Annotated in this window: 25 protein-coding genes and 2 tRNA genes; 14 read left to right on the forward strand and 13 right to left on the reverse strand. The window is 72.1% G+C overall.

All coding sequences use genetic code 11. The features are described from left to right. The first annotated feature begins 9 nt into the window (after window positions 1-9). The gene (gene pepN, locus JOD46_RS12300) at window positions 10-2,562 is read left to right on the forward strand and encodes an aminopeptidase N (protein WP_204394833.1); all 2,553 of its coding nucleotides are present in this window, start codon (window positions 10-12) and stop codon (window positions 2,560-2,562) included. A 2-nt stretch (window positions 2,563-2,564) separates the two neighbouring features. Beyond that, entirely contained in the window at window positions 2,565-5,132 is a 2,568-nt protein-coding gene (gene pepN, locus JOD46_RS12305; RefSeq protein WP_307835024.1) for an aminopeptidase N, read from the forward strand. Window positions 5,133-5,202: 70 nt separating this feature from the next. Here pepN (JOD46_RS12305) and JOD46_RS12310 read toward each other — a convergent pair whose 3' ends face one another. Then, a complete protein-coding gene (locus JOD46_RS12310) occupies window positions 5,203-6,033 on the reverse strand; it encodes a hypothetical protein (RefSeq protein ID WP_204394835.1) in 831 nt (276 codons plus the stop codon). Window positions 6,034-6,152: 119 nt separating this feature from the next. Between JOD46_RS12310 and JOD46_RS12315 the strand changes: the two genes are divergently transcribed. From JOD46_RS12315 to JOD46_RS12325, 3 genes are all read left to right on the forward strand, one after another. Continuing rightward, on the forward strand, window positions 6,153-7,331 hold the full coding sequence (locus tag JOD46_RS12315) for a mechanosensitive ion channel family protein (RefSeq protein ID WP_372432559.1): 1,179 nt from the start codon (window positions 6,153-6,155) through the stop codon (window positions 7,329-7,331). 2 nt (window positions 7,332-7,333) lie between these two features. Then, the gene (locus JOD46_RS12320; RefSeq protein ID WP_204396623.1) at window positions 7,334-7,717 is read left to right on the forward strand and encodes a globin; all 384 of its coding nucleotides are present in this window, start codon (window positions 7,334-7,336) and stop codon (window positions 7,715-7,717) included. Window positions 7,718-7,809: 92 nt separating this feature from the next. Further along, a complete protein-coding gene (locus tag JOD46_RS12325; RefSeq protein ID WP_204396873.1) occupies window positions 7,810-9,489 on the forward strand; it encodes an FAD-binding dehydrogenase in 1,680 nt (559 codons plus the stop codon). Between the two features lie 70 nt (window positions 9,490-9,559). On the opposite strand, the gene JOD46_RS12330 is transcribed toward JOD46_RS12325, so the two are convergent. Then, entirely contained in the window at window positions 9,560-10,249 is a 690-nt protein-coding gene (locus JOD46_RS12330; RefSeq protein WP_204394836.1) for a DUF8185 domain-containing protein, read from the reverse strand. A 96-nt stretch (window positions 10,250-10,345) separates the two neighbouring features. Here JOD46_RS12330 and JOD46_RS12335 point away from each other — a divergent pair, with 96 nt between their 5' ends. The 3 genes from JOD46_RS12335 to JOD46_RS12345 all read left to right on the forward strand — a co-directional run bounded on the left by JOD46_RS12335 (window position 10,346) and on the right by JOD46_RS12345 (window position 12,353). Then, window positions 10,346-11,227 carry an acyl-CoA thioesterase gene (locus JOD46_RS12335; protein ID WP_204394837.1) on the forward strand — a complete coding sequence of 294 codons (882 nt, stop codon included), beginning with the start codon at window positions 10,346-10,348 and terminating at the stop codon, window positions 11,225-11,227. Window positions 11,228-11,340: 113 nt separating this feature from the next. Further along, complete coding sequence (locus tag JOD46_RS12340; RefSeq protein ID WP_204394838.1) at window positions 11,341-11,784, forward strand: QcrA and Rieske domain-containing protein; 444 nt, start codon at window positions 11,341-11,343, stop codon at window positions 11,782-11,784. 2 nt (window positions 11,785-11,786) lie between these two features. Beyond that, complete coding sequence (locus JOD46_RS12345; RefSeq protein ID WP_204394839.1) at window positions 11,787-12,353, forward strand: hypothetical protein; 567 nt, start codon at window positions 11,787-11,789, stop codon at window positions 12,351-12,353. An 18-nt stretch (window positions 12,354-12,371) separates the two neighbouring features. On the opposite strand, the gene JOD46_RS12350 is transcribed toward JOD46_RS12345, so the two are convergent. The 5 genes from JOD46_RS12350 to msrA form a co-directional block, all read right to left on the reverse strand. After that, entirely contained in the window at window positions 12,372-12,851 is a 480-nt protein-coding gene (locus tag JOD46_RS12350; protein ID WP_204394840.1) for an acyl-CoA thioesterase, read from the reverse strand. Between the two features lies 1 nt (window position 12,852). Next, entirely contained in the window at window positions 12,853-14,535 is a 1,683-nt protein-coding gene (ettA, locus tag JOD46_RS12355) for an energy-dependent translational throttle protein EttA (protein ID WP_204394841.1), read from the reverse strand. 4 nt (window positions 14,536-14,539) lie between these two features. Further along, window positions 14,540-15,034, reverse strand: a complete 495-nt coding sequence (locus JOD46_RS12360; protein WP_204394842.1) for a DUF6993 domain-containing protein — start codon at window positions 15,032-15,034, stop codon at window positions 14,540-14,542. A 93-nt stretch (window positions 15,035-15,127) separates the two neighbouring features. Further along, a complete protein-coding gene (locus JOD46_RS12365) occupies window positions 15,128-15,736 on the reverse strand; it encodes a single-stranded DNA-binding protein (protein ID WP_204394843.1) in 609 nt (202 codons plus the stop codon). A 178-nt stretch (window positions 15,737-15,914) separates the two neighbouring features. Further along, complete coding sequence (msrA, locus tag JOD46_RS12370; protein ID WP_204394844.1) at window positions 15,915-16,439, reverse strand: peptide-methionine (S)-S-oxide reductase MsrA; 525 nt, start codon at window positions 16,437-16,439, stop codon at window positions 15,915-15,917. Between the two features lie 17 nt (window positions 16,440-16,456). Between msrA and JOD46_RS12375 the strand changes: the two genes are divergently transcribed. Continuing rightward, entirely contained in the window at window positions 16,457-17,464 is a 1,008-nt protein-coding gene (locus JOD46_RS12375) for an aldo/keto reductase (protein ID WP_204394845.1), read from the forward strand. Window positions 17,465-17,561: 97 nt separating this feature from the next. Continuing rightward, complete coding sequence (locus tag JOD46_RS12380; protein ID WP_204394846.1) at window positions 17,562-18,269, forward strand: hypothetical protein; 708 nt, start codon at window positions 17,562-17,564, stop codon at window positions 18,267-18,269. 24 nt (window positions 18,270-18,293) lie between these two features. Here JOD46_RS12380 and nadE read toward each other — a convergent pair whose 3' ends face one another. Both nadE and JOD46_RS12390 read right to left on the reverse strand, forming a co-directional pair. Continuing rightward, window positions 18,294-19,118 carry an NAD(+) synthase gene (gene nadE, locus JOD46_RS12385; protein ID WP_204394847.1) on the reverse strand — a complete coding sequence of 275 codons (825 nt, stop codon included), beginning with the start codon at window positions 19,116-19,118 and terminating at the stop codon, window positions 18,294-18,296. 90 nt (window positions 19,119-19,208) lie between these two features. After that, a tRNA-Arg gene (locus tag JOD46_RS12390) sits at window positions 19,209-19,281 on the reverse strand. A gap of 85 nt (window positions 19,282-19,366) precedes the next feature. Between JOD46_RS12390 and orn the strand changes: the two genes are divergently transcribed. The 4 genes from orn (at window position 19,367) to JOD46_RS12410 (ending at window position 21,785) form a co-directional block, all read left to right on the forward strand. After that, the gene (gene orn / locus JOD46_RS12395; RefSeq protein ID WP_204394848.1) at window positions 19,367-20,032 is read left to right on the forward strand and encodes an oligoribonuclease; all 666 of its coding nucleotides are present in this window, start codon (window positions 19,367-19,369) and stop codon (window positions 20,030-20,032) included. 39 nt (window positions 20,033-20,071) lie between these two features. Continuing rightward, window positions 20,072-20,147: transfer RNA gene (locus JOD46_RS12400), tRNA-His, on the forward strand. Window positions 20,148-20,165: 18 nt separating this feature from the next. After that, window positions 20,166-20,513, forward strand: a complete 348-nt coding sequence (locus JOD46_RS12405) for a metallopeptidase family protein (RefSeq protein WP_204394849.1) — start codon at window positions 20,166-20,168, stop codon at window positions 20,511-20,513. A 24-nt stretch (window positions 20,514-20,537) separates the two neighbouring features. Further along, window positions 20,538-21,785 carry a serine hydrolase family protein gene (locus JOD46_RS12410; RefSeq protein WP_204394850.1) on the forward strand — a complete coding sequence of 416 codons (1,248 nt, stop codon included), beginning with the start codon at window positions 20,538-20,540 and terminating at the stop codon, window positions 21,783-21,785. Between the two features lie 5 nt (window positions 21,786-21,790). Here JOD46_RS12410 and JOD46_RS12415 read toward each other — a convergent pair whose 3' ends face one another. Genes JOD46_RS12415 through JOD46_RS12430 form a run of 4 tightly spaced genes read right to left on the reverse strand, consistent with a single transcriptional unit; the run spans window position 21,791 to window position 24,940 of the window. Next, on the reverse strand, window positions 21,791-22,039 hold the full coding sequence (locus tag JOD46_RS12415) for a hypothetical protein (protein WP_204394851.1): 249 nt from the start codon (window positions 22,037-22,039) through the stop codon (window positions 21,791-21,793). A gap of 32 nt (window positions 22,040-22,071) precedes the next feature. Further along, a complete protein-coding gene (locus tag JOD46_RS12420; protein WP_204394852.1) occupies window positions 22,072-22,653 on the reverse strand; it encodes a nucleoside/nucleotide kinase family protein in 582 nt (193 codons plus the stop codon). Then, a complete protein-coding gene (locus JOD46_RS12425) occupies window positions 22,650-23,447 on the reverse strand; it encodes an energy-coupling factor transporter transmembrane component T family protein (protein WP_204394853.1) in 798 nt (265 codons plus the stop codon). The genes JOD46_RS12420 and JOD46_RS12425 overlap by 4 nt, the downstream gene beginning before the upstream one ends. Next, window positions 23,444-24,940 carry an ABC transporter ATP-binding protein gene (locus tag JOD46_RS12430; RefSeq protein WP_204394854.1) on the reverse strand — a complete coding sequence of 499 codons (1,497 nt, stop codon included), beginning with the start codon at window positions 24,938-24,940 and terminating at the stop codon, window positions 23,444-23,446. The genes JOD46_RS12425 and JOD46_RS12430 overlap by 4 nt, the downstream gene beginning before the upstream one ends. Window positions 24,941-24,943: the final 3 nt, after the last annotated feature.

A 24,943-nucleotide genomic window follows, 5' to 3' on the forward strand; every position in this document is an offset into this window, starting at 1 on the left:
GAGACCCGCGTGCCTGGAGAGAACCTCACCCGCATCGAAGCCGAGGAGCGCGCCGCGCTCGTCACGGTGCACCACTACGACGTCCGGCTCGACGTCACGACCGGCCCGGAGGTGTTCCGCACCGAGACGACCGTGCGGTTCGCCGCACGCGAGGGCGCGTCGACGTTCATCGACGCGATCACGGCCGCGGTGCACTCGGTGACGCTGAACGGCGAATCGCTCGACCCGGCCGAGGTGAGCGACGGCGTGCGAATCCAGCTGCCGGAACTGAAGGACGAGAACGAGCTGACGGTCGTCGCCGACGGACGCTACATGCACACGGGCGAGGGCCTGCACCGCTTCGTCGACCCGGTCGACGACGAGGTCTACCTGTACACGCAGTTCGAGGTGCCCGACTCGCGCCGCATGTTCGCGGTGTTCGAGCAGCCCGACCTCAAGGCCGCGTTCCGGTTCACGGTGACCGCGCCGGCGCACTGGCAGGTCGTGTCGAACTCGCCGACGCCCGAGCCGGTCGAGGCGCACGAGGGCGCGAAGACCTGGGCGTTCGAGCCGACCCCCCGTATCTCGAGCTACATCACGGCCCTGATCGCCGGCCCCTACGACGCGGTGCGCAACGAGCTCACGAGTGCCGACGGCCGCGTCATCCCGCTCGGCGTCTTCGCGCGCAAGAGCCTGTCGGAGTACCTCGACGCCGACTACATCTTCGAGAAGACCAAGCAGGGCTTCGCCTACTTCGAGGGCAAGTTCGGGGTGCCGTACCCGTTCGCGAAGTACGACCAGCTGTTCGTGCCCGAGTACAACGCGGGCGCGATGGAGAACGCGGGCGCGGTGACGTTCACCGAGTTCTACGTGTTCCGCTCGAAGGTCACCGACGCCGTGAAGGAGCGTCGCGTCGTGACGATCCTGCACGAGCTCGCGCACATGTGGTTCGGCGACCTCGTAACCATGAAGTGGTGGAACGACCTGTGGCTGAACGAGTCGTTCGCCGAGTGGGCCTCGACGATCGCGACGGCCGAAGCCACCGAGTGGCACGGCGCGTGGACCACGTTCAACGCGATGGAGAAGAGCTGGGCCTACCGCCAGGACCAGCTGCCATCGACGCACCCCATCGTCGCCGAGATCCGCGACCTCGAGGACGTGCTCGTCAACTTCGACGGCATCACCTACGCCAAGGGCGGGTCGGTGCTCAAGCAGCTCGCCGCGTGGGTCGGCGTCGACGCGTTCTTCGCGGGTGTCTCCGCGTACTTCCGGAAGCACGCATGGGGCAACACGACGCTCGCCGACCTGCTCGCCGAGCTCGAGGTCGCGAGCGGCCGCGACCTCTCGGACTGGTCGGGCCAGTGGCTCGAGACCGCCGGCGTGAACACGCTGCGTCCCGAGTTCGAGACCGACGACGACGGCCGCTTCACCTCGTTCGCGGTCCTGCAGTCCGCGATCGACGAGCACCCCACCATCCGCCCGCACCGCCTCGCGATCGGGCTCTACAACATGACGGACGGCAAGCTCGTGCGCGACCACCGCGTCGAGCTCGACGTCGACGGCGAGCGCACCGAGATCGCCGAGCTCGTCGGCCTCGCACGCCCCGACCTCGTGCTGCTCAACGACGACGACCTCGCGTACGCGAAGATCCGCCTCGACGCGGCGTCGCACGGCGTGGCCCTCGCGAACCTGTCCGAGATCGACGACTCGCTCGCGCGCGCGCTCGTCTGGGGCTCGGTGTGGGATGCCACGCGCGACGCGGAGACCCGCGCGAGCGACTACCTCGCGCTCGTGCTCGGCAACATCGCGAGCGAGACCGGGTCCACGACGCTGCGCATCGTGCTCGCCAACTCGATCCTCGCGGCGAACGCCTACACCGATCCGGCGCACCGCGCCGACGCGCTGCGTCGGCTCGCCGACGGCTTCTGGGAGCTCTCGACCCAGGCCGAGCCCGGCAGCGACGCACAGTTCCAGTTCGTGAAGTCGTTCGCAGCCGTCGCCGAGCGCGGCACCCGCCTCGACGACCTGCAGGCGCTCTACAACGGCACGCTCGAGCTCGACGGCCTCGCCGTCGACACCGACCTCGGCTGGGAGCTGCTCGTCGCGCTCGCCGCGGCCGGCCGTGCGACCGACGCCGACATCGACGCGCGCCTCGCGACCGACGACACCGTCACGGGCCGCGAGGCGGCCGCGAAGGCCCGCGCCGCGATCCCCACGCCCGAGGCGAAGGAGCGAGCGTGGGCGTCGATCGTCGAGGTCGACACCGCGTCGAACTCGGTGGTGCGCGACACGGCCGCCGGGTTCCTCCGCGCGGCCGACCCCGCACTGCTCGAGGCGTTCGTCGGGCGCTACTTCGACATGCTCGAGCGGGTGTGGGAGCAGCGCAGCTACGCGATCGCCGAGAAGCTCGTCGACGGGCTCTACCCGTCGCCGCTCGCGAACGCCGCCCTGGCCGAGGCGAGCCGCGGATGGCTCGACGCCCACCCCGACGCGCCGCCGGCACTGCGGCGACTCGTGGTCGAGAGCCTCGCGGGCGTCGACCGCGCGATCGCGGCGCAGCGCCGCGACGCACAGGAGGCGTGAGCGTGGCTCGTCCCGAGCTGACGCGGGCGGAGGCCGAGGAGCGCGCCGCGCTCATCGGTTCCCCCGCGTACGAGGTGACGCTCGACCTGACGGGCGAGGGCGGACGGTTCCGCTCCGAGACGCTCGTGCGGTTCACGGCGACGCCGGGCGCGTCGACGTTCATCGAGTCGACCACGGCCGAGCTGCACGAGGTGCGTCTGAACGGGGTCGCGCTCGACGCGGCATCCGTGTCCGACGGGCACCGCATCCGGCTCGAGGGGCTCGCCGCCGAGAACGAGCTCCGCGTCGTCTCGACGCGCGAGTACACGAACACGGGCGAGGGACTGCACCGCTTCGTCGACCCCGTCGACGGCGAGACCTACCTGTACACCGAGTTCGCGGTGGCCGAGGCGAACCGCGTGTACGCGGTGTTCGACCAGCCCGACCTCAAGGCCTCGGTGCGGTTCACCATCACCGCACCCGGGCACTGGACCGTGCTGAGCAACGCGCCGTCGCCCGAGCCCGCCGCGGGCGCGGCATCCGGCACCGCCACCTGGGCGTTCGAGACGGGCCCGGTCATCTCGAGCTACATCGTCGCGATCATCGCCGGGCCGTACGCGTCGTGGCGCGCGTCGGCGACGAGCCGGGACGGCCGCGAGGTGCCGCTCGGGCTGTTCACGCGACGCTCGCTCGCGCAGCACGCCGAGCCCGACGTGATGTTCGAGCTCGTGCGCGACGGCCTCGCGTTCTACGAGGCCGCGTTCGACGTGCCGTACCCGTACGGCAAGTACGACCAGATCTTCGTGCCCGAGTACAACTGGGGCGCGATGGAGAACGTCGGCGCGGTCACCTTCAACGAGGGCTACCTGTTCCGCTCGCGCGTCTCCGACGCGCGCCGCGAGCAGCGCGCGATCGTCGTGCTGCACGAGCTCAGCCACATGTGGTTCGGCAACTCCGTGACCATGAAGTGGTGGAACGACCTCTGGCTCAACGAATCGTTCGCCACCTGGGCGTCGACCCTCGCGACCTCGCGCATCACCGAGTTCGCCGACGTGTGGGCGACGTTCGCCACCGACGAGAAGACGCACGCGGCCGAGCAGGACCAGCTGCCCTCGACGCACCCGATCGTGGCCGACATCGAGCGGCTCGGCGACGTCGAGGTCAACTTCGACGCGATCACCTACGACAAGGGCGCGTCGGTGCTCAAGCAGCTCGTCGCGTGGGTCGGGCTCGATGCCTTCCAGCGCGGCGTCGGGGCCTACCTCGCGAAGCACGCCGGGGGCAACGCCACGCTCGCCGACCTCCTCGCCGAGCTCGAGGCCGCCAGCGGCCGTCGCCTCGGCGACTGGTCCGCGAAGTGGCTCGAGACGGCCGGCGTGAACACGTTGCGGCTCGTCGTCGAAACGGATGACGCGGGCACGATCGTCTCGGCGCGCGTCGAGCAGTCGGCGGCCACGTCGCATCCGACGCTGCGACCGCACCGGATCGCGATCGGCGCCTACGACGAGGTCGACGGCCGGCTCGAGCGCGTGCACCGCGTCGAGCTCGACGTCGACGGCCCGTCGACCGAGGTGCCCGGCCTCGTCGGGCTCGCCCGGCCCGCACTGCTGCTCGTGAACGACGACGACCTCACCTACGCCAAGGTGCGGCTCGACGACCGGTCGTTCGGCACGGCCCGCGACCGGCTCTCGGAGATCGCCGACCCGGTCGCGCGCGCCGTGATCCTGGGGTCGGCGTGGGACGGCGTCCGCGACGCCGAGCTGCCCGCGTCCGACTTCGTGCGGCTCGTCGTCTCGAGCGTCGGCCACGAGACGCAGTCGGCCGCGCGGGGCCTCGCGCTCGCGCGCCTCGAGATCGCGGTGAACCGCTACCTCGCCGAGGAGCACCGTGCGGAGCTCGCCGAGGAGGCGGCCGACGCGATCTGGGCGCTCGCCGAGCTCGCCGCTCCCGGCTCCGACGCGCAGCTCCAGTTCGCCAAGGCGTTCACGCGCCTGGCCTGCGCCCCGGCGCACGCCGACGTGCTCGACGCCCTGCGCACGGGCGAGGCGCGGCTCGACGGCCTCGAGATCGACCTCGACCTCCGCTGGGAGATCACGATCGCCCGAGCGGCGCTCGGCGCGGCCGACGAGGCCGAGATCGACGCGGCGCAGCGCGCCGACGACACCGCCAAGGGCCGCCAGCTGGCCGAGACCGCGCGCGCCGCGCGGCCCGAGCAGGCCGTGAAGGATGCCGCGTGGCACCGCGTCGCGACCGACGACTCGCTCTCGAACGACGTCGCCCGCGCGATCGCCGAGGGGTGGCAGCGCACGACCGATCCGGCGCTGCTCGCCGGCTCCGTCGACGGCTACCTCGGCATGCTCGAGCGGGTGTGGTCGGAGCGGAGCTTCACGATGGCCTCGCTCATCGTCAAGCGGCTGTACCCCGCTCCCGTGATCGACGCCGAGCTCGCGCGCCGCACGCGCGCGTGGCTCGACGCGCACGCCGAGCCAGCGCCGCTGCACCGTCTGGTGGCCGAGCAGCTCTCCGAGCTCGAGCGGGCGCTCGCCGCGCGCGAGCGCGACGCCGACGCGGTGCGCGAGGCGGCCGCCTGATCCGGACCCCGTGAGCGGCGGGGGCACGGGCATCACGCCCAGCCCCCGCCGATGCGGCCTCGCATTCTCGTCAGGTGGACGATGCCACCAACCAGATCGCCCCGAAGGCGGCCACGCCCATCGTGACGACGGCGACCCGATAGCTTCGGATCTCGAGCGTGGCCGACAGCAGGTTCAATGCGATCAGTGCGATGAGGGCGATGGGTGCGATGGGCAAGCCGTACCGGAACACGAGGATCGCGGCCGCGGCCGCGGACAGTCCGTCGAACACTGCGTGTGCGCTGATCCAATTGAGTCGCCCCGTGCCATTCGACCGCGGATCCAACCTGAGCCATCCGTGAATGCCGCGTCGCGCCTCGTCCGACGGATCGCGCAGCAGTTGGACGGGGATCTGCACCCGCATGATCAGCCCGATGGAATCGGCAGCGATGATCCCTGGAGGCACCAGCCACATCGCGCCAGGAACCTCCATGGTCGCGACGAGGGCGACCCCACCGATCCATAGGGTGTTGCACACGATCACCGTGATGACGGCTCGGATCCAGCCTTTGCCGCCCCTGATGCGCTGCGAGACGGTCAGCCCGGCTCTCAGCCCCATGAGTATCGAAGCGAAGCCCAGGAGAAGGCCGAAGACGAACACCACGAAGAACGCGATGACGGGAACGGTCGTCTCAACGACTGGACGATCGACCATCCGGAGCACTGGCACGATGAACGCCACGGCGGCAGCCGTCGAGATCGCCACCGGCGGGGCCACACGGCTGACACGTGCCGCGCGCGCCGAGAGCCGGTCGTAGTCGAGTCCGAGCGAGGCCGCTCGTTGAGCGGGCGACGCCGTCGACCATACGACGTCAACGCCCGGATCCCGCAGGCCGGCAGGAACCTCGGAAGGAATGGTCACGCCCCGAACCTAGGGCACACGCGGTCACCGATGCATTGCGGATCACGATGACGCCCGGCAATCGGGTCGAATCATCGCGCCCAGCCCCCGCCGATGCGGTCTCAGTACACTTCAGGATCATGCGTCCGTTCGAAGAGACCCCCGCCGAGCAGACCGACATGTGGGCACAACTCGATGCGTTCTGGGCGACCCCGTGGGGTCTGTTCCTGTCCAACGTGATCCAGGTCGCGCTCATCGTCGTGATCGCCCTGATCATCCGCTGGGTGCTCCACTTCGTGATCCGGCGCACGGTGAACCAGATCGTCAGCGGCGTCAAGCGCAAGCAGGACGTCACCGACACGCAGGCGCTCAGCGCGTCTCCGCTGGCGGCGGTCCGGCTGGTGCAGCGCACGCGCACGCTCGGCTCGGTCCTGACGAACATCGTCAACGTGACGCTCTTCGTAGTGGTCCTGCTCATGATCGTCGGCACCCTCGCGCCCGATGTCCTGGGCTCGTTCACGCTGCTCTCCGCGGCGGTCGGCGCGGGCCTCGGCTTCGGCGCGCAGAACATCGTCAAGGACGCACTGAACGGCCTGTTCATGGTCGTCGAGGACCAGCTCGGCGTCGGCGACATCGTCGACCTCGGCTTCGCGACGGGCATCGTCGAGGAGGTCCGGATCCGCGTGACGAGCGTGCGCGACGTCAACGGCACGCTGTGGTTCGTCCGCAACGGCGAGATCCTCCGCGTCGGCAACATGTCGCAGGGCTGGGCCCGCGTCATCGTCGACCTCGCGGTGCCCTACGACGCCGACATCGACGAGGTCGAGGCCACCCTGCTGCGCACCGCGACTGAGATGGCCCAGTCGGGCAAATGGCGTTCGCGGATCCTCGAGAAGCCCGAGGTCTGGGGCCTCGAGTCGATCTCGGCCGACGCGATGGTCATCCGGGTCGTCATGAAGGTGCGCACCTCCTCGAAGGACGACGTCGCGCGCGAGCTGCGCGTGCGCCTGAAGCGGGCGCTCGACGAGATGGGCCTGAAGCTGCCGAGCCTCGCGAGCGTCGTGCTGACCGGCTTCGACGGCGTCACACGGGTCAAGGGCGCGAAACCCCCGAAGACCGCGCCCAACCCCGTGCTCGACCGGCAGCCGCCGACCAAGCGCTCGCTGCGCGCGAAGCGCGCGGCCGAGTCGGTGACCGGCGCGGGCAGCGTGCCGAGCGATCCGGCTCCGACGACGACCGTGACGAAGCCCGCGAAGGCTGCGAAGACCCCGAAGACGGCGGATGACGCATCCGCCGCCGACCCGAAGGACGCCCCGTGACCCTGCCCTCCCCCAGCTTCTACGACCAGGTCGGCGGTCGCGAGACGTTCGTCAGGCTCGTGCACGAGTTCTACCGCGGCGTCGCCGAGGACCCCGTGCTGCGGCCGATGTACCCCGAGAAGGACCTCGGCCCCGCCGAGGACCGGCTGCGCATGTTCCTCGAGCAGTACTGGGGCGGCCCGACGACGTACAGCGACCAGCGCGGCCATCCGCGCCTGCGGATGCGGCACCTGCCCTTCAAGGTGAACCCCGACGCGCGCGATCGATGGCTCGCGCACATGCGCGCGGCGGTCGACACGCTCGACCTCCCGCCGGTCGCGGAGGCGACGCTGTGGGACTATCTCCAGCGGGCGGCCTTCGCGATGGTCAACACCTTCGAGGAGTAGGCCGGGCCGCCCCGACCCCGCACCCGTGCGGCCTGCGCCCGGCACCCGAGCCGAGCGGATGCCGCGACCGCCCGACGACGAAGGAGTCCACCGTGGCCGCACCCTCCCCCGCCCCGCACGCCGAGTTCGACGCGATCGTCGTCGGGGCCGGCCTGGCCGGCCTCGTCGCCGCAGCCGAGCTGGTCGACGCCGGCAAGCGGGTCGCCATCCTCGACCAGGAGCCCGAGGCGAACCTCGGCGGGCAGGCGTGGTGGTCGTTCGGGGGGCTGTTCCTCGTCGGTTCGCCCGAGCAGCGGCGCCTCGGCGTGCACGACTCGCTCGAGCTCGCGCGCGAGGACTGGCTCGGAACGGCCGGCTTCGACCGCGACGACGACGAATGGGGGCGCCGCTGGGCGGAGGCCTACCTGCAGTTCGCGGCCGGCGAGAAGCGCGCCTGGCTGCGCGAGAAGGGCATCCGCTTCTTCTCCGTGGTGGGCTGGGCCGAGCGCGGCGGTGGCATGGCGATCGGGCACGGCAACTCGGTGCCGCGCTTCCACATCACGTGGGGAACCGGCCCCGGCGTGGTCGCACCGTTCGCGGCGAAGGTGCGCGCCGGGGAGGCGGCGGGGCTCGTGACGCTGCAGTTCCGGCACCGCGTCGACGGACTCGTCGTCGAGGGCGGTGCCGTGGTCGGCGTTCGCGGCGCCGTGCTCGCACCCGACGACGCGCAACGGGGGGCGCCGTCGAATCGCGAGGTGATCGGCGAGTTCGAGCTGCGCGCCCCCGCCGTCGTGGTCGCGTCCGGTGGGATCGGCGGCAACCACGACCTCGTGCGCGCGGCGTGGCCCGAGCGTCTCGGCACGCCGCCGGCCACCATGCTCTCGGGCGTGCCCGCGCACGTCGACGGGCGCATGCTCGGCATCGCCGAGGCATCCGGTGCCCGGCTCGTCAACGGCGACCGCATGTGGCACTACACCGAGGGCATCCAGAACCACGACCCGATCTGGCCGCTGCACGGCATCCGCATCCTCCCCGGCCCCTCCTCGCTCTGGTTCGACGCGACCGGCCGACGCCTCCCGGCCCCGCTGTTCCCCGGGTTCGACACGCTCGGCACGCTCGAGCACCTCGCGAAGACCGGGCACGACCACTCGTGGTTCGTGCTCACGCAGCGGATCATCGAGAAGGAGTTCGCGCTCTCGGGCAGCGAGCAGAACCCCGACCTGACGAACAAGGACCTGCGCCTCCTCGCCGAGCGGCTCGGCTCGGGCGCCCCGGCCCCCGTCGAGGCGTTCAAGGAGCGCGGGGCCGACTTCGTGGTCGCCGACACGATGCCCGAGCTGTTCGACGGCATGCGCCGGCTCTCACCCGAGGGCCTCCTCGACACCGCCAACATCGAGCGCGAGATCGTCGCACGCGACCGGGAGGTGGACCACGAGTTCTCGAAGGACCTCCAGCTCACCGCCGTCCGGGGTGCGCGCACCTACCGCGGCGACAAGCTCATCCGCGTCGCCCCGCCGCACCGGATCCTCGACCCGAAGGCCGGGCCGCTGATCGCCGTGAAGCTGCACATCCTGACGCGCAAGAGCCTCGGCGGCATCCAGACCGGCCTCGACTCGCGGGCCCTCGGCGCCGACGGACGGCCGGTGCCCGGCCTCTACGCGGTCGGCGAAGCGGCGGGCTTCGGCGGCGGCGGCGTGCACGGCTACCGCGCGCTCGAGGGGACCTTCCTCGGCGGCTGCCTGTTCACGGGTCGCGCCGCGGGCCGCGCGATCGCCGGCCGCGCGACGTCGTGACCTCCTGACCGCCCGACGGCGAGCGCACGACGGCGAGCGGATGGTGCGGCGCGCGAGCGCGCCCCGCCGGCTACGCCTTGAGCGTCCACGCCTTCCGGCGCACGAGCACGTGCCCGCGCCGCGAGCTGAGGCGCGTCCACGGCCCGGTCTCGAAGACCGAGATCGGATCGTCGCCGAGGAAACCCAGGCTGAACGCGGCGAACGCCGCGCCCGCGGGGACGTACTCGAGGCCCTCGATGCCGCGCCCCCACACCTCGGCGCGCACGCGCTGCACGAGCTGCTCGCCGGTGCCCTCGGGGATGGCCGTGGCGATCTCGTCGATGCCGGCACGTGCGGCGCGCTCGAGCGTCGCGGCGTCGGTCTCGCCGAGCGGACGCCAGCCGCCGCGCGGCGGCGAGATGCCCGCCCAGGTCACGGTGTTCACCTCGGGCGGTCGCGTCATGGTGACGGGTCGGCCCTCGACGTCGGCGTCGTCCTCGCCGAGCTCGCCGCGAGCCCGCACGATCCGGTCGACGACCGAGCGCATGGGGACGACGACGTCGAAGTCGTCGGTCTCGAACAGCTGGAAGGTGCGCAGGCCCAGCACGGTCGGGCTCTCGTCGAGGATCCCGCGCGGGTAGAGGATCGCGGTGTACACGGCGAGGATGTCGTTGCCGGCGACCAGGCGCACGGCACCGTCCTCGACCCGCGCAGCGCGCTGCAGGTACGTGTGGAGGTCGCCGAGCGACAGGCTGTCGGCGAGCGTGAATTGCTGGACCATGGCCTGTCTAGACTACCGAGAGAGCGCCGCGGCCCCCGCCGCCGCGCGCCCGCCGGTGAGCGGGCCGGGCGGACGGCCGACCCAGACGGAGGAACGATGAGCGGTTCGATCGACGGCCTGCTGAGCACCCTGCGGCTCACCGACACCGGGGCGCGCACCACCGAGGACATCTTCACGGGTCCATCGCAGTGGATGCCGCTCGGCCGCGTGTTCGGCGGCCAGGTGCTCGCGCAGTCCATCATCGCGGCGACCCACACGGTGCCCGAGGACCGCACGATCCACTCGATGCACGGGTACTTCCTGCGCCCCGGCGATGTCGAGCACCCGATCACGTTCTCGGTCGACCGCATCCACGACGGGCGCTCCTTCTCGACGCGGCGGACCCAGGCGTTCCAGCACGGCGAGCCGATCCTCTCGCTCATCGCGTCGTTCCAGACCCACGACGAGGGCCTCGAGCACCAGACGGAGATGCCGGTCGACCTCCCCGACCCCGAGAGCCTGCCGTCGACCGCCGACGTGCTCGGCCACCTCGACCACGACGTCGCCCGGTACTGGTCGAGCGAGCGCGCGTTCGACGTGCGCCACATCCCGTCGCCGGTGTACCTCTCCGTCGAGGGCGAGCGCGTTCCCCGGCAGGCCGTCTGGATGAAGGCCTTCGGCAAGCTGCCCGACGACCCCCGCCAGCACCGCGCCGCGCTCGCGTACGCGAGCGACTACTCGATCCTCGAGCCCGTGCTGCGGGCGCACGGCGTCGCGTGGGCGACGCCCGGCCTCAGGGTCGCGAGCCTCGACCACGCGATGTGGTGGCATCGCGATGCGCGCGTCGACGAATGGCTGCTGTTCACCATGGCCTCGCCGTCGGCCAGCGGCGGCCGGGGACTCTCGGTCGGACGCATCCACACGCGCGACGGACGGCTGGTCGCGACCGTCGCCCAGGAGGGCATGGTCCGCGTGCCCGATCCGGGCGCCTTCGACTGAGTCCCGGCGGCGCGGCTGGGGGAACGCCGAGCAATCCTCCCGACGCGGCGTCCGGGGGCGCAGAATGGCAACGATGCCGTGCGCGACGCGGCCGGAGCAGGGAGGCGGCACCAATGGACGATGCTCGTGGACTGACACGCCGGACGGCGATCGCGCTCGGTGGCGCCGGCGCTCTCGGCGGGGTGGTCACCCTGGCCGGTTGCACGACGGGCGGCGGATCGGGCGGGACCGACACGTCCGCGACGCCCGACACGAGCGCGGCGGCCGGACAGGAGGTCGCCGCCCTGGCCGACATCCCCGTCGGCGGGAGCATCGACGCGACCATCGGCGGCGAGCCCGTGCTCGTCGCGCAGCCGACCGCCGGCGAGGTCGTCGCGTTCAGCGCGATCTGCACCCACCAGGGCTGCGTCGTCGCCGCCGCGGGCGACCGGTTCGAGTGCCCCTGCCACGGCTCGGTGTTCGATGCCGCCACAGGCGACGTGCTCCAGGGACCCGCGCCCGACCCGTTGCCCTCGGTCCCGGTGAGCGTCGAGGGCGACCGCGTGGTGGCGGGCTGACGATGGAGCTCCAGATCGCCGGGCTCCCGCTGCACATCCTCCTGGTCCACGTCGTCGTCGTGGGAGTGCCGCTCCTCGCGGTCGTCCTCGTCGTGCTGTCGGCGTGGCCCGCCGCGCGTCGCGCGCTCTGGCTCGTCACGCTGATCGCGGCGCTCGTGCTGCTCGGCCTGACCTACCTCACGATCGAGTCCGGCGAATGGCTGGAGGATCGGGTCGCCGAGACGCCGCTGACCGAGCAGCACACCGGTCAGGGCGAGGACATCCTGCCGTGGATGATCGCGCTCACCGTGGTCGCGGCACTGGTCGCGGCGCTCGCGATCGTGGAGCGCCGCGAGCGTCGCGGACGCACCGATGCGGAGGTCGCCGCGAACCGCGGCATCACGTCGACCGTGGCGCGTCGGAGCCCGGCGCGCTCGGCGATCGCGGTGCTGCTGATCGTCGCCGCGGTCGGGGTCGGCATCGGCTCGGTGTGGACGATGGTCCTCATCGGCGACTCCGGTGCGCGCGCCGTCTGGCAGGGGTCGTTCAGCGATCAGCCGTCGGGCGAGGGCGAGGGCGGTGACGACTGACCGCGGCGGGCGCCGAGCTCAGCGACGCCGGAACGCGATCGGCTCGCCGAGGTAGGGCTCCCACGCCGCCCGCTCCGCCTCGGTGATGCGACGCGGCGTCTCGGTGGCCGCGTCGACGAGCACGATCGTGGTGACCGCGCGCGTGTAGAGCGTGCGCGGCTCGGACCCGACGGGCGAGTACACCTCGTAGCAGACGTCGAGGCTCGCGCCGCCCATGTGGCCGATCCACAGCTCGATGTCGAGCGGGAGGCGCTGGTACGGGATCGGCGCGAGGTACTCGACCTCCTGCCGGGCGATGAGGGTGAGCGTCGCCGATCCGGGCGTCGCGTCGAGCACCGCGGTGGAGGCTCCGACGGCGTGCTCGGCGGTGCCGTCGTCGTTCACCCAGAACGCCTGGATGCGAGCCTCCTCGAGGAGGCTCAGCATCCGGGCGTTGTTGACGTGGCCGTACGCGTCGAGGTCGCTCCAGCGGAGCGGCGTGGGCACGTGCAGCCGCACGTCAGTCCCTCGTGAGCTTGCGGTACGTGGAGCGGTGCGGCTTCGCCGCGTCGGCGCCGAGGCGCTCGACCTTGTTGGCCTCGTACGCCTCGAAGTTGCCCTCGAACCAGTACCACTTCGACGGGTCCTCGTCGGTGCCCTCGTAGGCGAGGATGTGCGTGGCGATGCGGTCGAGGAACCACCGGTCGTGCGTGATGACGACCGCGCAGCCGGGGAACTCGAGCAGCGCGTTCTCGAGGCTGCCGAGGGTCTCGACATCGAGGTCGTTGGTCGGCTCGTCGAGCAGCAGCAGGTTGCCGCCCTGCTTGAGCGTGAGCGCGAGGTTGAGGCGGTTGCGCTCGCCGCCCGAGAGCACGCCGGCGCGCTTCTGCTGGTCGGGACCCTTGAAGCCGAACGTCGAGACGTAGGCGCGGCTCGGGATCTCGGTCTTGCCGACCTGGATGTAGTCGAGCCCGTCGGACACGACCTCCCAGAGCGTCTTGTTCGGGTCGATGCCCGTGCGCGACTGGTCGACGTACGAGATCTTGACGGTCTCGCCGATCTTCAGGTCGCCGCCGTCGAGCGGCTCGAGGCCGACGATGGTCTTGAAGAGCGTGGTCTTGCCGACGCCGTTCGGGCCGATGATGCCGACGATGCCGTTGCGCGGCAGCGAGAAGCTGAGCCCGTCGATGAGCGTGCGGTCGCCGAAGCCCTTCTCGAGCTTCTTCGCCTCGAGCACGACGTCGCCCAGGCGCGGGCCCGCGGGGATCTGGATCTCCTCGAAGTCGAGCTTGCGCGTGCGCTCGGCCTCGGCCGCCATCTCCTCGTAGCGGGCGAGGCGCGCCTTGGACTTGGCCTGCCGGCCCTTGGCGTTCGAGCGGACCCACTCGAGCTCCTCCTTGAGGCGCTTCTGGAGCTTCTGGTCCTTCTTGCCCTGCACCTGGAGGCGCTCGGCCTTCTTCTCGAGGTACGTCGAGTAGTTGCCCTCGTACGGATAGAGGCGACCGCGGTCGACCTCGCAGATCCACTCCGCCACGTGGTCGAGGAAGTACCGGTCGTGGGTGACGGCGAGCACGGCGCCGGGGTACTTGGCGAGGTGCTGCTCGAGCCAGAGCACGCTCTCGGCGTCGAGGTGGTTGGTGGGCTCGTCGAGCAGCAGCAGGTCGGGCTTCTGCAGCAGCAGCTTGCACAGCGCGACGCGGCGCTTCTCACCGCCGGAGAGCACGGAGACGGGGGTGTCGCTCGGCGGGCAGCGCAGCGCATCCATCGCCTGCTCGAGCTGCGAGTCGAGGTCCCACGCGTCGGCGGCGTCGATCTCCTCCTGCAGCGTGCCCATCTCGGCGAGGAGCGCATCGAAGTCGGCGTCGGGGTCGGCCATCGCCGCCGAGATGTCGTTGAACCGGTCGAGCTTCGCCTTGATCGGGCCGACGCCCTCCTGGACGTTCTCGAGCACGGTCTTCGACTCGTCGAGCTCGGGCTCCTGCATCAGGATGCCGACCGAGTAGCCGGGGGTGAGCCGCGCCTCGCCGTTGGAGGGCTGGTCGATACCGGCCATGATCTTCAGGATCGTGGACTTGCCCGCACCGTTCGGACCCACGACGCCGATCTTCGCTCCGGGAAGGAACGCCATCGTGACGTCGTCGAGGATGACCTTGTCGCCGACCGCCTTGCGGGCGCGCACCATTGAATAGATGTAATCCGCCATGTCGCTACCAGTCTATGGGGCGGGTGGACCCGACCAGACAGCCGCCCGTGCCGAGCGCGGGGCGGACGGCACTGTGGTACCCGTCGGACTTGGGCCCGTACTGGCCGATCAGGCACTCCCCCGCGAATTCGACCGAGAACTGGATCGAGTCGGCCGGGTCGCCGATGGTCGTGGTGTCGGCCGTCACCTGCATGGCCGCGCGATCGAATCCGGCCGCGGTGAGCGCGTCGACGAACGCACGGCCGCCCGCCCCGGCGTCGTCGGCGATCACGGCGCGGCTCACCGCGTCGAAGTAGGCGAGGTTGTCGGCTGCGGAGCCCTCGGGCCGCAAGGCGGGCGGGGGCTGATCGGCGGCTGGTGTCGCGCTGGGTCCGGCGGACGCCGACGCCGTCGGGCTCGCCGGCGGCGCGCCAGTCGGGTCGGTCGGCGCCGCCGAGGTGCAGGCCGAGAGCGCCACCACCGCGCCCGCGCCGAGCGCGCCGAGTGCCGACACCGCCATCCGCCGACCCATCGCACCCCTCGTCCGTCACCCAGCTGCCGCAGCGCCGAGTCTACGACGGCGCCCGGCGGCACGCCGGCCGCACCCCGCAGGTCAGACGAGCATGCGCTCGGCCTCGACCTCCTCGACTTCGGACGAGTCGACGTGCTCGCCCGCGTCGTCGCGGTCGTCGCGGTCGTCGCGCTCGTCGCGGTCGTCACCCCCGAGCGGCTCACCCGTGACGGTCGCCGTGGCGTCCCACCCGTTGCCGGGGACCGCCCAGGCATCCTCGACCGCCGCAAGCGACGTGCCGCCCGCGTGGGGAGCGTCGGCGGGATCGCCCTCCGGGACCTCCGCGGGCTTGGCGACGCTGCGCTTCGCGTACTGCGCGACGCCCCACGTCAGGTCGTGACCGAGCGACTCGGCCTCGATCTCGATCGCGGTGCCCGACTTCTCCTCGGTCTGCCACGCGCGCACCCGCAGCCGCCCGTGCACGACCACGCGCTGGCCCTTGCGGATCGACTCCGCGGCGTTCAGCGCCAGCTGGCGGAACGTCGAGACGGTGTACCAGTTGGTCTCGCCGTCGGTCCACTGCCCGGTCGAGCGGTCGAAGTAGCGCCGGGTCGACGCGAGCCGGAAGTTCGTGATGGGGAGTCCGGCGGGGGTGACGGTGTGGCGCGGGTCGTTGCCCACGACGCCGGTCACCGTGATGAGGTCGGTCATGTTCTGCTCCACAGGGGTCGGCGCCGCCGCGGATCGGCGGCTCGCGGCATCCGGGGCCCTCGTGCCGGAACGACCCCGGATGCCGCTGACCTCAGCGTGCCGGGACCCACGCGATCCCCGGGCCCACCCAGGCCCGACCGGGGCCGGCGAACGGCGCGGACCGCCTGTGGAGGAGGAGTCAGGCGACGATGTAGTCGGTGTATGAACGCCGGATCTTGTTGACCTTCGGCAGCGCGACCGCGAGGCAGTAGCCCTGCCCGGGGTTCTTGGCGAAGAAGTCCTGGTGGTACTCCTCGGCGCGGTAGAACTCGCCGAGCGGCTCGATGGTCGTCACGATCTCGCCCGGCCACCAGTCGGCCGCGCGCTCGCGCGCCTGCTCGAACAGCTCCCGCTGCGCCTCGCCCTCGAAGAACATCGCGGAGCGGTACTGCGTGCCGACGTCGGCACCCTGCCGGTTCAGCTGCGTCGGGTCGTGCAGCGTGAAGAAGACGTCGAGGATCACCTCGCGCGGGATCACGTCGGGATCGAAGTCGACCCGCACGGCCTCGGCGTGGCCGGTCGCGCCGGTGCAGACGAGTTCGTACGACGGGTTCGGGAGCGAGCCGCCCGTGTAGCCCGACACGACGTCGTGCACGCCGCGCAGCGTGCGGTAGACGGCATCCAGGCACCAGAAGCAGCCGCCGGCGAGAACGAAGCTTTCCATCGCCATAGGCTAACCGCATGACCTTCGCCGCTGTTCCCGAGCGCTACGACCGCATGACCTACAACCGGATCGGCCGCAGCGGCCTGAAGCTCCCGGCGCTCTCGCTCGGGCTGTGGCATAACTTCGGCCACGACCGGCCGCTCGACACGCAGCGCGCGATCGTGCGCCGCGCGTTCGACCTCGGCGTCACCCACTTCGACCTCGCGAACAACTACGGGCCGCCTCCCGGCAGCGCGGAGGAGAACTTCGGCCGGCTGCTCGCCACCGACCTGAAACCCTACCGCGACGAGCTCATCGTGTCGTCGAAGGCGGGCTACCTCATGTGGGACGGCCCCTACGGGGAGTGGGGTTCGCGCAAGAACCTGCTCGCCTCGCTCGACCAGAGCCTCGGACGTCTCGGGCTCGACTACGTGGACGTGTTCTACTCGCACCGCCCAGACCCCGAGACGCCCGTCGAGGAGACGATGGGCGCCCTCGCGCACGCCATGCGGCAGGGCAAGGCGCTCTACGTCGGCGTCTCCAACTACTCCCCCGAGCAGACCCGCCGCGCGGCCGAGGCGCTCGCGGCCGAGGGCGTGCCGCTGACCATCCACCAGCCGAGGTACTCGATGTTCGACCGGCACATCGAGGAGGGCCTCTTCCCCGTGCTCGACGAGGTCGGCGCCTCGGCGATCGTGTTCTCGCCGCTGGCCCAGGGCCTGCTGACCGATCGGTACCTCTCCGGCGAGGTGCCCGCCGGCTCGCGCGCCGCGACGAGCCACTTCCTGCCCGCCGACCGCATCAGCGAGGAGTACCTCGAACGCGCCCGCGCGCTCAACGAGATCGCGCTCGGGCGCGGCCAGTCGCTCGCGCAGCTCGCGCTCTCGTGGGTGCTGCGGGTGCCCCAGGTGGCGAGCGCGCTCATCGGCGCCTCGAGCGTCGCGCAGCTCGAGCAGAACGTCGCGGCGCTCGACGCGGCGCCGCTCACCGACGACGAGATCGCGGCGATCGAGCCGTTCGCGGCGCACGGCACCGCCCTCGGCTGACGCCGCCCGGCCGGTCACCCGGCACGCGGGAACGGCCCGCGGTGGCACGCCGACCGGCCTGCCGGGCGGCGCGCCCGCGCGGCGCTACCCTTCGCTCATGCAGTGGTGGAATGACTTCGTCGGCTGGGTCCTCTCCGATGCCGCTCGCCCGATCCTCTTCGCGGCTGCGGTGATCTTCGTCTCGCTCATGGCCGCCGGGCTGCTCTCGGCGTGGATCGCGCGCCGCGCGGTGCGCGGCATCATCCGCCAGCGCGACCGCGAGCTGCGCAACGCGGCCGTCGCGGCGCTCATCGACGCGGCCACCGAGGCATCCGTCTGGAACTCGCTCACGCCCCAGGAGCAGGTGCTCGCCGACCGCGCGGTCGGGCAGGCCGACATCCAGGTGCGGCTGCTGCCCATCAAGGGCTCGGATGTCGCGGCCGACTGGGCCGCGCACCAGCTGCACGAGCTCAAGCGGGCCTCGGCGACGTTCGGCTACCAGCTCGACCCCGCCGTGGTGGAGTTCCGCGAGCGCCTGCTCGAATGGCAGCGCCACCCGTCGCGCACCCGCCGCGACTTCCGGAACGACCTCGACCGCTGGCGCGCGCAACGCGACGAGCCGGGCCAGGCGCTCGCCACCGAGCAGGACGCGTGGGTCGCCGAGCAGCACCACGACCGCTACGCCGACGCGCCCCTGCCCGAGCCGTCCGCCACGCCCGCGGCGGACACGGCGGCGATCGACGCCACCCCCGCCGACGACGCGATCGCCGACGCCGACACGGACCGTCGGCCGGTGGGGCAGCGCGACACCGTGGCGACGGACTGACCGCGCCCGGTCAGGCCCGTCGGATCAGCCGCGCCACCAGTCGTCGAACATCGTGACCGGCTCGGCGCGCTTGTGCCGGGTCTGGAGGAACCTGGCCTCGATCTTCTCGGCGACCTCGGGGGCGATGTCGCCGCCCTCGAGGTACTCGTCGATGTCGGAGTAGCGCAGCCCGAGGTTGGCCTCGTCGGCCTGGCCCGGGTCGTGGTCGAGCAGGTCGGCCGTCGGCACCTTCTGGTGGAGCCGCTCGGGCGCACCGAGGTGCACCATCAGCGCACGACCCTGGCGCTTGGTGAGCCCGGACAGGGGCAGCAGGTCGGCCCCGCCGTCGCCGTACTTCGTGAAGAAGCCCGTGACCGCCTCGGCGGCATGGTCGGTGCCGACGACGAGGAGCCCGCCCTCGCCGGCCAGCGCGTACTGCGCGACCATCCGCATGCGGGCCTTCACGTTGCCCTTGCCGAAATCGCTCACCGGCGTGCCCGCCGCAGCCTCGAACTCGGCCGCGAGGCCGTCGACCCCGCCCTTGATGTTGAAGGTCACCGTCTCGGCGGGCCGGATGAAGTCGAGCGCGAGCTGCGCGTCGGCCTCGTCGCGCTGCACGCCGTACGGCAGTCGCACCGCCACGAACCGCGCCGCGCGGCCCTCGTCCGCCAGTTCCTCGACCGCCAGCTGGCACAACCGCCCGGCGAGGGAGGAGTCCTGGCCCCCGCTGATGCCGAGGATCAGCCCCTTGGCTCCTGAGGCCACGACGTAGTCCTTGAGGAAGCCGACGCGCCGGCGCACCTGCTCGGCCGGGTCGACGACGGGTTCGACGTGGAGTTCTTCGATGATCCGAGCCTGGAGGTCGCGCATGCCACGACCCTACGGCACGCATGTGACGGGCGGATGTCGCTCGCAGCCCACGCACGGCTCGCGCTCGGCGCTCTCGCGGGGCATGCTCGGCGCCCTCGGCAGGAATCGAACCTGCGACCAAGAGATTAGAAGGCTCCTGCTCTATCCGCTGAGCTACGAGGGCCGATCGCCACCACGATACCGCAGCCGCCCGGGACGCTCCCGGACATGCACGGGGCGGTGTCGGGGCGCACGATTAGACTCGCGGCATGGCTTCCTCGAGCGACCGACTGGTCTGGATCGACTGCGAGATGACCGGACTCGACCTCGAGGTCGACGAACTGGTCGAGATCGCGGTGATCATCACCGACTACGACCTGAACCCCGTCGACGAGGGGATCGAGATCGTCATCAAGCCCGATGCGAGCGCCCTCGAATCGATGAGCGACTTCGTGCGCGCCATGCACACCGAGTCCGGGCTGATCGAGGAGATCCCGAACGGCGTCTCGGTGGCCGAGGCCGAGTACGAGGTCCTCGAGTACGTGCTCAAGCACGTGCCCGACGAGCAGCGGGCCCCGCTCGCCGGCAATTCGATCGGCACCGACCGGGCCTTCATCTCGCGCTTCATGCCGCGCCTCGACGCCCACCTGCACTACCGCAATGTCGACGTCTCCTCGATCAAGGAGCTCGCGAAGCGCTGGTATCCACGGGCGTACTTCAACGCGCCGGCGAAGGATGGCGGGCACCGCGCGCTCGCCGACATCCTCGAGTCGATCCGCGAGCTGCAGTACTACCGCCGCGCCGTGTTCGTGGCCGACCCCGGTCCGACGAGCCAGGAGCTGCAGGCGATCGCCTCCGACATCGTCGCGTCGGCCACCGCCGACGCACCGCCGGCGGGCGCCGACGTGTCAACGACCACCCCGAACGTGGTGTAATCTCGTAGGGTTGCGAATCGCGGAACGCGAGCGCACATGGTGGGTATAGCTCAGTTGGTAGAGCGCCTGGTTGTGGTCCAGGAGGTCGCGGGTTCAAGCCCCGTTACTCACCCCAATACTCCCGGGAGCGACCGTGGAACTCGACGCAGAGGCCTTCGAGCAGCTCGTCGTCGATGAGCTCGATCTGCTGCCCGACGACATGGTCGACGGGCTCGAGAACGTCGTGTTCGTCGTCGAGGACCGCCCCGAGGACGGCTCCCTCGACCTCCTCGGCCTCTACGAGGGCACGGCGCTGACCGAACGCGACCGCTACGGGTTCGGCGAGATGCCCGACCGCATCGTGCTGTACCGCGAGCCGCTGCTCGCGGTCGCCGAGACCGAGGAGGAGCTGCGCGACGAGATCCACGTGACGCTCGTCCACGAGATCGCCCACTTCTACGGCATCGACGACGACCGGCTGCACGACCTCGGCTGGGCGTGAGCCCCGCCGCGTTAGCCTGATCGCATGAGTCCTTCCCCCGGCCGCGTCGTCGGCATCGCCGTCGGCGCGCTCGCGATCCTCGCCGTCGGCGTCTACGGACCGGCGATGCTCCTCGGCCCGCTGCCGGAGGTCGCGGTCCGCATCGACCAGGCCAGCGCCGCGGCGCCCGAACCCGCTGCGGTCGCCCTGCCAGAGGACGGCGCATCCGCCGTCGCGCTGGTCGACGAGGAGGGCGAGGCCGAGCTGGTCGCGTCCGCAGCGGACGAGGAGGCCGCCCCGATCGGCGGAGCGGCCAAGCTCGTCACGGCCCTCGTGACGGTGGACTCGCTGCCGCTCGAGGCCGACTCGGACGGACCCGCCATCCGGATCGCCGCAGCCGACTACTCGTCGTACCTCGCCTACCAGCGTGAGGGATCGCGTGTGCTGCAGGTCTCCCCCGGCGAGTCGTGGACCGAGCGCGACGTGCTGCGTGCGGTGCTGCTCGCCTCGAGCAACAACCACGCCGACACCCTCGCGGCCTGGGCGTTCGGCAGCGTCGACAACTACGTGCGCGAGGCGAACGCCTGGCTCGAGGAGCACGGGTTCGAGCAGGTCAGGGTCGCCGACGCGACCGGGCTCTCCGGCGAGAACGTGGGCACCGCGGGCGAGCTGACCCGGCTGGCGGCGATGGTGCTCGCCGACCCCACGCTCGGGCCGATGTTCGAAGGCGACGAGGGGCCGCTCGCGGCCGACCAGCGCCGCATCCCCGACGTGATCGCGCATCTCGACGGCGACGACATCCGCGCCATGAGCCGCAGCTACACCGACGAGGCCGCGCTGTCGTTCGTGTTCACCTCCACGATCACGGTGGCCGACGAGGCACGACGCATGGTCGGCGCGATGACCGGCGTCGACGACTACGAGACGCTCGACCCCGCGGTGCTCGCGGCCGTCGAGAGCATGCAGGCGGCATCCGAGCCCGTCGAGATCATCGCCGCCGGAGCCGTGTACGGCGAGGTGGAGTCCGCGTGGGGCGACCGGGCTCGCCTGGTCGCCTCGACCGGCCGCACCGACGCCGCGTTCGGCGCCGCAGCCGACGACGCCTCGGTCGACGTGGAACCGTTCACGACCGCCTCAGCCGGCCGGCAGGTGGGCACCGTGACGGTGCGGCTCGGCGCGCGCGACGTGAGCTCCGCGCTCGAGCTCGACGGAGCGATCCGCGATCCCGGCCCGATCTGGCGGCTCACGCATCCGGGCCTGCTGATCGACGCGTTCCTCGCCGGGAACGCCTGACGGCGCTAGTCGTTCTCCTGGTCGTACTCGACCGGGTCGGAGTCGTCGGCGTCGAAGCGGAAGCGCACGCGCAACTGACCGTTGACCTCGTGCTGCTCGACCGCCTCGTACCAGAACAGGGACTCGAGGCCGTCGACCGCGGCGACCATGCCGACGCGCTGCTCGGGCTTGCCGCCGACGAGCGCCCGCTGCTCGAAGTCGCCTTCGAGGGGGCCGTCGATGAACTCCGCGACGTAGGTCGATGCATCTGCCATGAGCCAACCGTAGTCCCGAGCGGCCCGCCGGGTCATCCGCCGCGCGGCTCGAGTCGCGCGAGCCGGACCCGGAGCGCGCGCGTCCGCTGCGGGCCGAGCCGTCCGAGGTAGCGGCGCCAGTCGGCCTCCCAGCCCTCCCAGTGGGGATCGAACGCGCCGCGGTCGCGCGCGAGCGCCCGACGGCGGCGCTCGGCATACGGCGCATCGACCCACACGCGAACGGCGTCGGGTCGATCCCTCCCGGCGAGGAACGCGCCGCATCCCTCGATCACGAGCGCGCGACCGGGGCGGAGCCGCGCGACCGCGCCGGCTCGATCCGCGAGCCAGTCCCACCGGTGCACCACGCCGGTGGCCCGCCGCGCGTGCGGCGCGACGAGCGACGTCCCGAGCCGCTCGGCCCCGCGTCGCAGGCCCCGCCAGCCGGGGATGGCCTCGTCGACGCGCACGACCTCGGGCGCGGTGCCGGGCCACGCCTCGACCAGCGCGGCGGCGAGCGAGGACTTGCCCGCGCCGCTGGGTCCGTCGACGAGGACGAGCGGATGGCGCCGCCCGGCGGCCGCGCGCAGGACCGCCCGCACGGCGGGGTCGAGCGCGAGCGCGCCGCGGTCCGTCACGCCCACACCGGGTGGAACGTCCCGGCCCACACCGCACCCGCGACGGAGACTGCCGCGATGGCCGCCGCGAGCGCGAGCAGCACCGCGTCGGGCGCACCCACCCGCGAGGGACGCGCCCACGTGCGGCGGACGTCCGCACCGAACCCGCGCGCCTCCATGGCGGTCGCGAGCTTGGAGCCGCGGCGGATCGCGAGCACGAGGAGGGCGAACGCCATGGTCGCGGCACGGCGGACGGCGCCGTGGTCGCCGATCCCCCTCGCGCGTCGCGCGAGCGCCATGGCGTGCCAGTCCTCGATGAAGAGGCCGACGAGCCGCGTCGCGGCGAGGGCGCCGAGCACGAACCTCGCGGGCAGCCGGGCGATCTGCGCGAGCCCGTCGGCGAGGTCGGTGGGGTCGACGCGCATGAAGAGCAGTGCCGCCGGCAGCCCGATCGCGAGCACGCGGACGGTGACCGCGATCGCGAGCTCGATCGAGCCGTCGGTGACCTTCGCGAGCCAGAACTGCCAGTGGACGGTGCCCGAGGGCTCGCCATAGAGCAGCATGCTGAGGCCCGCGATGGGGGCGGCCACGAGGATCGGCCACGTGCGCCGCACAAGCACGCCCGGGGTGACGCCCGCGACGGCGAACAGCACGAGCTGGATCGCGAGGGCGATGGTCGCGCTCACCCAGTCGACCGTGAGCAGCAGCGGCGTGGTGAGGACCATCGCGGCCGCGAGCCGCGTGACCGGGTTCACCCGATCGACGAATCGGAGCGTCGGGTGCGCGTCGGCGGCGACGAGCTCGTGGGTGCTCATGCGCGACTCCCGGCCCGATCGTGCAGGTCGAGCTCGATCCGGCGCTCGCCGAGCGACGCGACGTAGGCCAAGTCGTGCGTGACCGAGAGCAGGGTCGTCCCGTCGCGGACGAGTTCATGGAGCAGCCGCACGAGCTCGACCCAGCCGAGCCGATCCTGTCCGAACGTCGGCTCGTCGAGGATCACGACGTCGGGCCGCGTCGCGAGCACGGCTCCCACCGAGAGCCGCCGCGCCTCGCCGCCCGAGAGCGTGAAGGGATTCGCGCCCGCGAGGTGATTCAGTCGCAGGCGCGTCAGCACCTGGTCGACACGGGCGTCGACCTCGCTCGTCGCGAGACCCAGCGCGCGCGGTGCGACGGCCACCTCATCGCGCACCGTGGCGGCGACGAACTGGTGCTCGGGCTCCTGGAACACCGTGCCGACGCGCGTGAGCAGGTCGCGCGACCGCCAGCGCACCGGCGAGGCGCCGAGGCCGCGCGCGAGCGCGGGTGACGCGACGACCGATCCGGCGCGCGGCGCGAGCAGTCCGCCGAGCGTGAGGGCCAGCGTCGACTTGCCGGCGCCGTTCGGTCCGGTGAGCACGGTCGAGGTCCCGGCCGGCAGCGCGATCGCGAGGCCCTCGTGCAGCACCGGTGCGCGGTGTCGGCCGATCGCGAGATCGCGAGCACCCAGCAGGCCCGTGTCGCCCGCGTCGGCGACATCCGCACGGGAGGCCTCGGGCACGCCGAGCGGCACGCCGGGCACCCACACGCCGGCGGCCGCGAGCTCGTCCGCCCGAGCGGCGAGGACGTCGGCGGGGGCGCCGTCGGCGACGATCGCCCCGTCGGCCCCGAGGATCACGACCCGGTCGACCAGGTGCCGCCAGACCTCCACGCGGTGCTCGACGACGACGAGCGTCGCGCCCGTGCGGTCCAGCACGCGCGCCACGGCCTCGCGCACCTCGGCGACCCCGTCGGGGTCGAGGTTCGCGGTCGGCTCGTCGAGCAGCAGCAGGCCGGGGCGCATCGCGATCGCGCCCGCGAGCGCGAGCCGTTGCTTCTGCCCGCCCGAGAGGCGCGAGGTCGGATGGTGAAGCGGCAGGTCGAGCCCGACCGCGTCGATGGCGTCGGCGACCCGCCGCCACGTCTCGTCGCGAGGCACGCCGAGGTTCTCGCAGCCGAAGGCGACGTCGTCGCCCACGCGCGCCAGGATCACCTGCGAGTCGGGATCCTGCAGCACGAGGCCGGCGCGACCCCGGGCGGAGGCCGCGGGGCGGCCGTCGATGCGGAGGGAGCCGGTCTGCTCGCCCTCGTCGTCGCCGCCGAGCACGCCCGCGAGGGCGTGCAGCAGGGTCGACTTGCCCGAGCCGGACGGGCCCAGCAGGAGCACGCGCTCCCCCGGCTCGATCGACAGGTCGATGCCCTGGAGCGCCGCCCTGCGACGTCCGGCGTGCCGCCACCCCCACCCGGTGGCGTCCACGCGGGCGGGGCCGGCGAGGTCGGCACGGTGCGCCATGGC

The sequence above is a fragment of the Agromyces aurantiacus genome (assembly GCF_016907355.1).
GTDB classification, from domain to species: Bacteria; Actinomycetota; Actinomycetes; order Actinomycetales; family Microbacteriaceae; genus Agromyces; species Agromyces aurantiacus.

Bases quoted from the DNA above. Each gene is read 5' to 3' on its own strand.
- JOD46_RS12315 (WP_372432559.1), top strand. From the start codon at position 6,153: ATGCGTCCGTTCGAAGAGACCCCCGCCGAGCAGACCGACATGTGGGCA.
- JOD46_RS12330 (WP_204394836.1), bottom strand. From the start codon at position 10,249: ATGGTCCAGCAATTCACGCTCGCCGACAGCCTGTCGCTCGGCGACCTC.
- JOD46_RS12335 (WP_204394837.1), top strand. From the start codon at position 10,346: ATGAGCGGTTCGATCGACGGCCTGCTGAGCACCCTGCGGCTCACCGAC.
- JOD46_RS12340 (WP_204394838.1), top strand. From the start codon at position 11,341: ATGGACGATGCTCGTGGACTGACACGCCGGACGGCGATCGCGCTCGGT.
- JOD46_RS12345 (WP_204394839.1), top strand. From the start codon at position 11,787: ATGGAGCTCCAGATCGCCGGGCTCCCGCTGCACATCCTCCTGGTCCAC.
- ettA (WP_204394841.1), bottom strand. From the start codon at position 14,535: ATGGCGGATTACATCTATTCAATGGTGCGCGCCCGCAAGGCGGTCGGC.
- JOD46_RS12360 (WP_204394842.1), bottom strand. From the start codon at position 15,034: ATGGCGGTGTCGGCACTCGGCGCGCTCGGCGCGGGCGCGGTGGTGGCG.
- JOD46_RS12365 (WP_204394843.1), bottom strand. From the start codon at position 15,736: ATGACCGACCTCATCACGGTGACCGGCGTCGTGGGCAACGACCCGCGC.
- msrA (WP_204394844.1), bottom strand. From the start codon at position 16,439: ATGGAAAGCTTCGTTCTCGCCGGCGGCTGCTTCTGGTGCCTGGATGCC.
- JOD46_RS12375 (WP_204394845.1), top strand. From the start codon at position 16,457: ATGACCTTCGCCGCTGTTCCCGAGCGCTACGACCGCATGACCTACAAC.
- JOD46_RS12380 (WP_204394846.1), top strand. From the start codon at position 17,562: ATGCAGTGGTGGAATGACTTCGTCGGCTGGGTCCTCTCCGATGCCGCT.
- nadE (WP_204394847.1), bottom strand. From the start codon at position 19,118: ATGCGCGACCTCCAGGCTCGGATCATCGAAGAACTCCACGTCGAACCC.
- orn (WP_204394848.1), top strand. From the start codon at position 19,367: ATGGCTTCCTCGAGCGACCGACTGGTCTGGATCGACTGCGAGATGACC.
- JOD46_RS12410 (WP_204394850.1), top strand. From the start codon at position 20,538: ATGAGTCCTTCCCCCGGCCGCGTCGTCGGCATCGCCGTCGGCGCGCTC.
- JOD46_RS12415 (WP_204394851.1), bottom strand. From the start codon at position 22,039: ATGGCAGATGCATCGACCTACGTCGCGGAGTTCATCGACGGCCCCCTC.
- JOD46_RS12425 (WP_204394853.1), bottom strand. From the start codon at position 23,447: ATGAGCACCCACGAGCTCGTCGCCGCCGACGCGCACCCGACGCTCCGA.
- JOD46_RS12430 (WP_204394854.1), bottom strand. From the start codon at position 24,940: ATGGCGCACCGTGCCGACCTCGCCGGCCCCGCCCGCGTGGACGCCACC.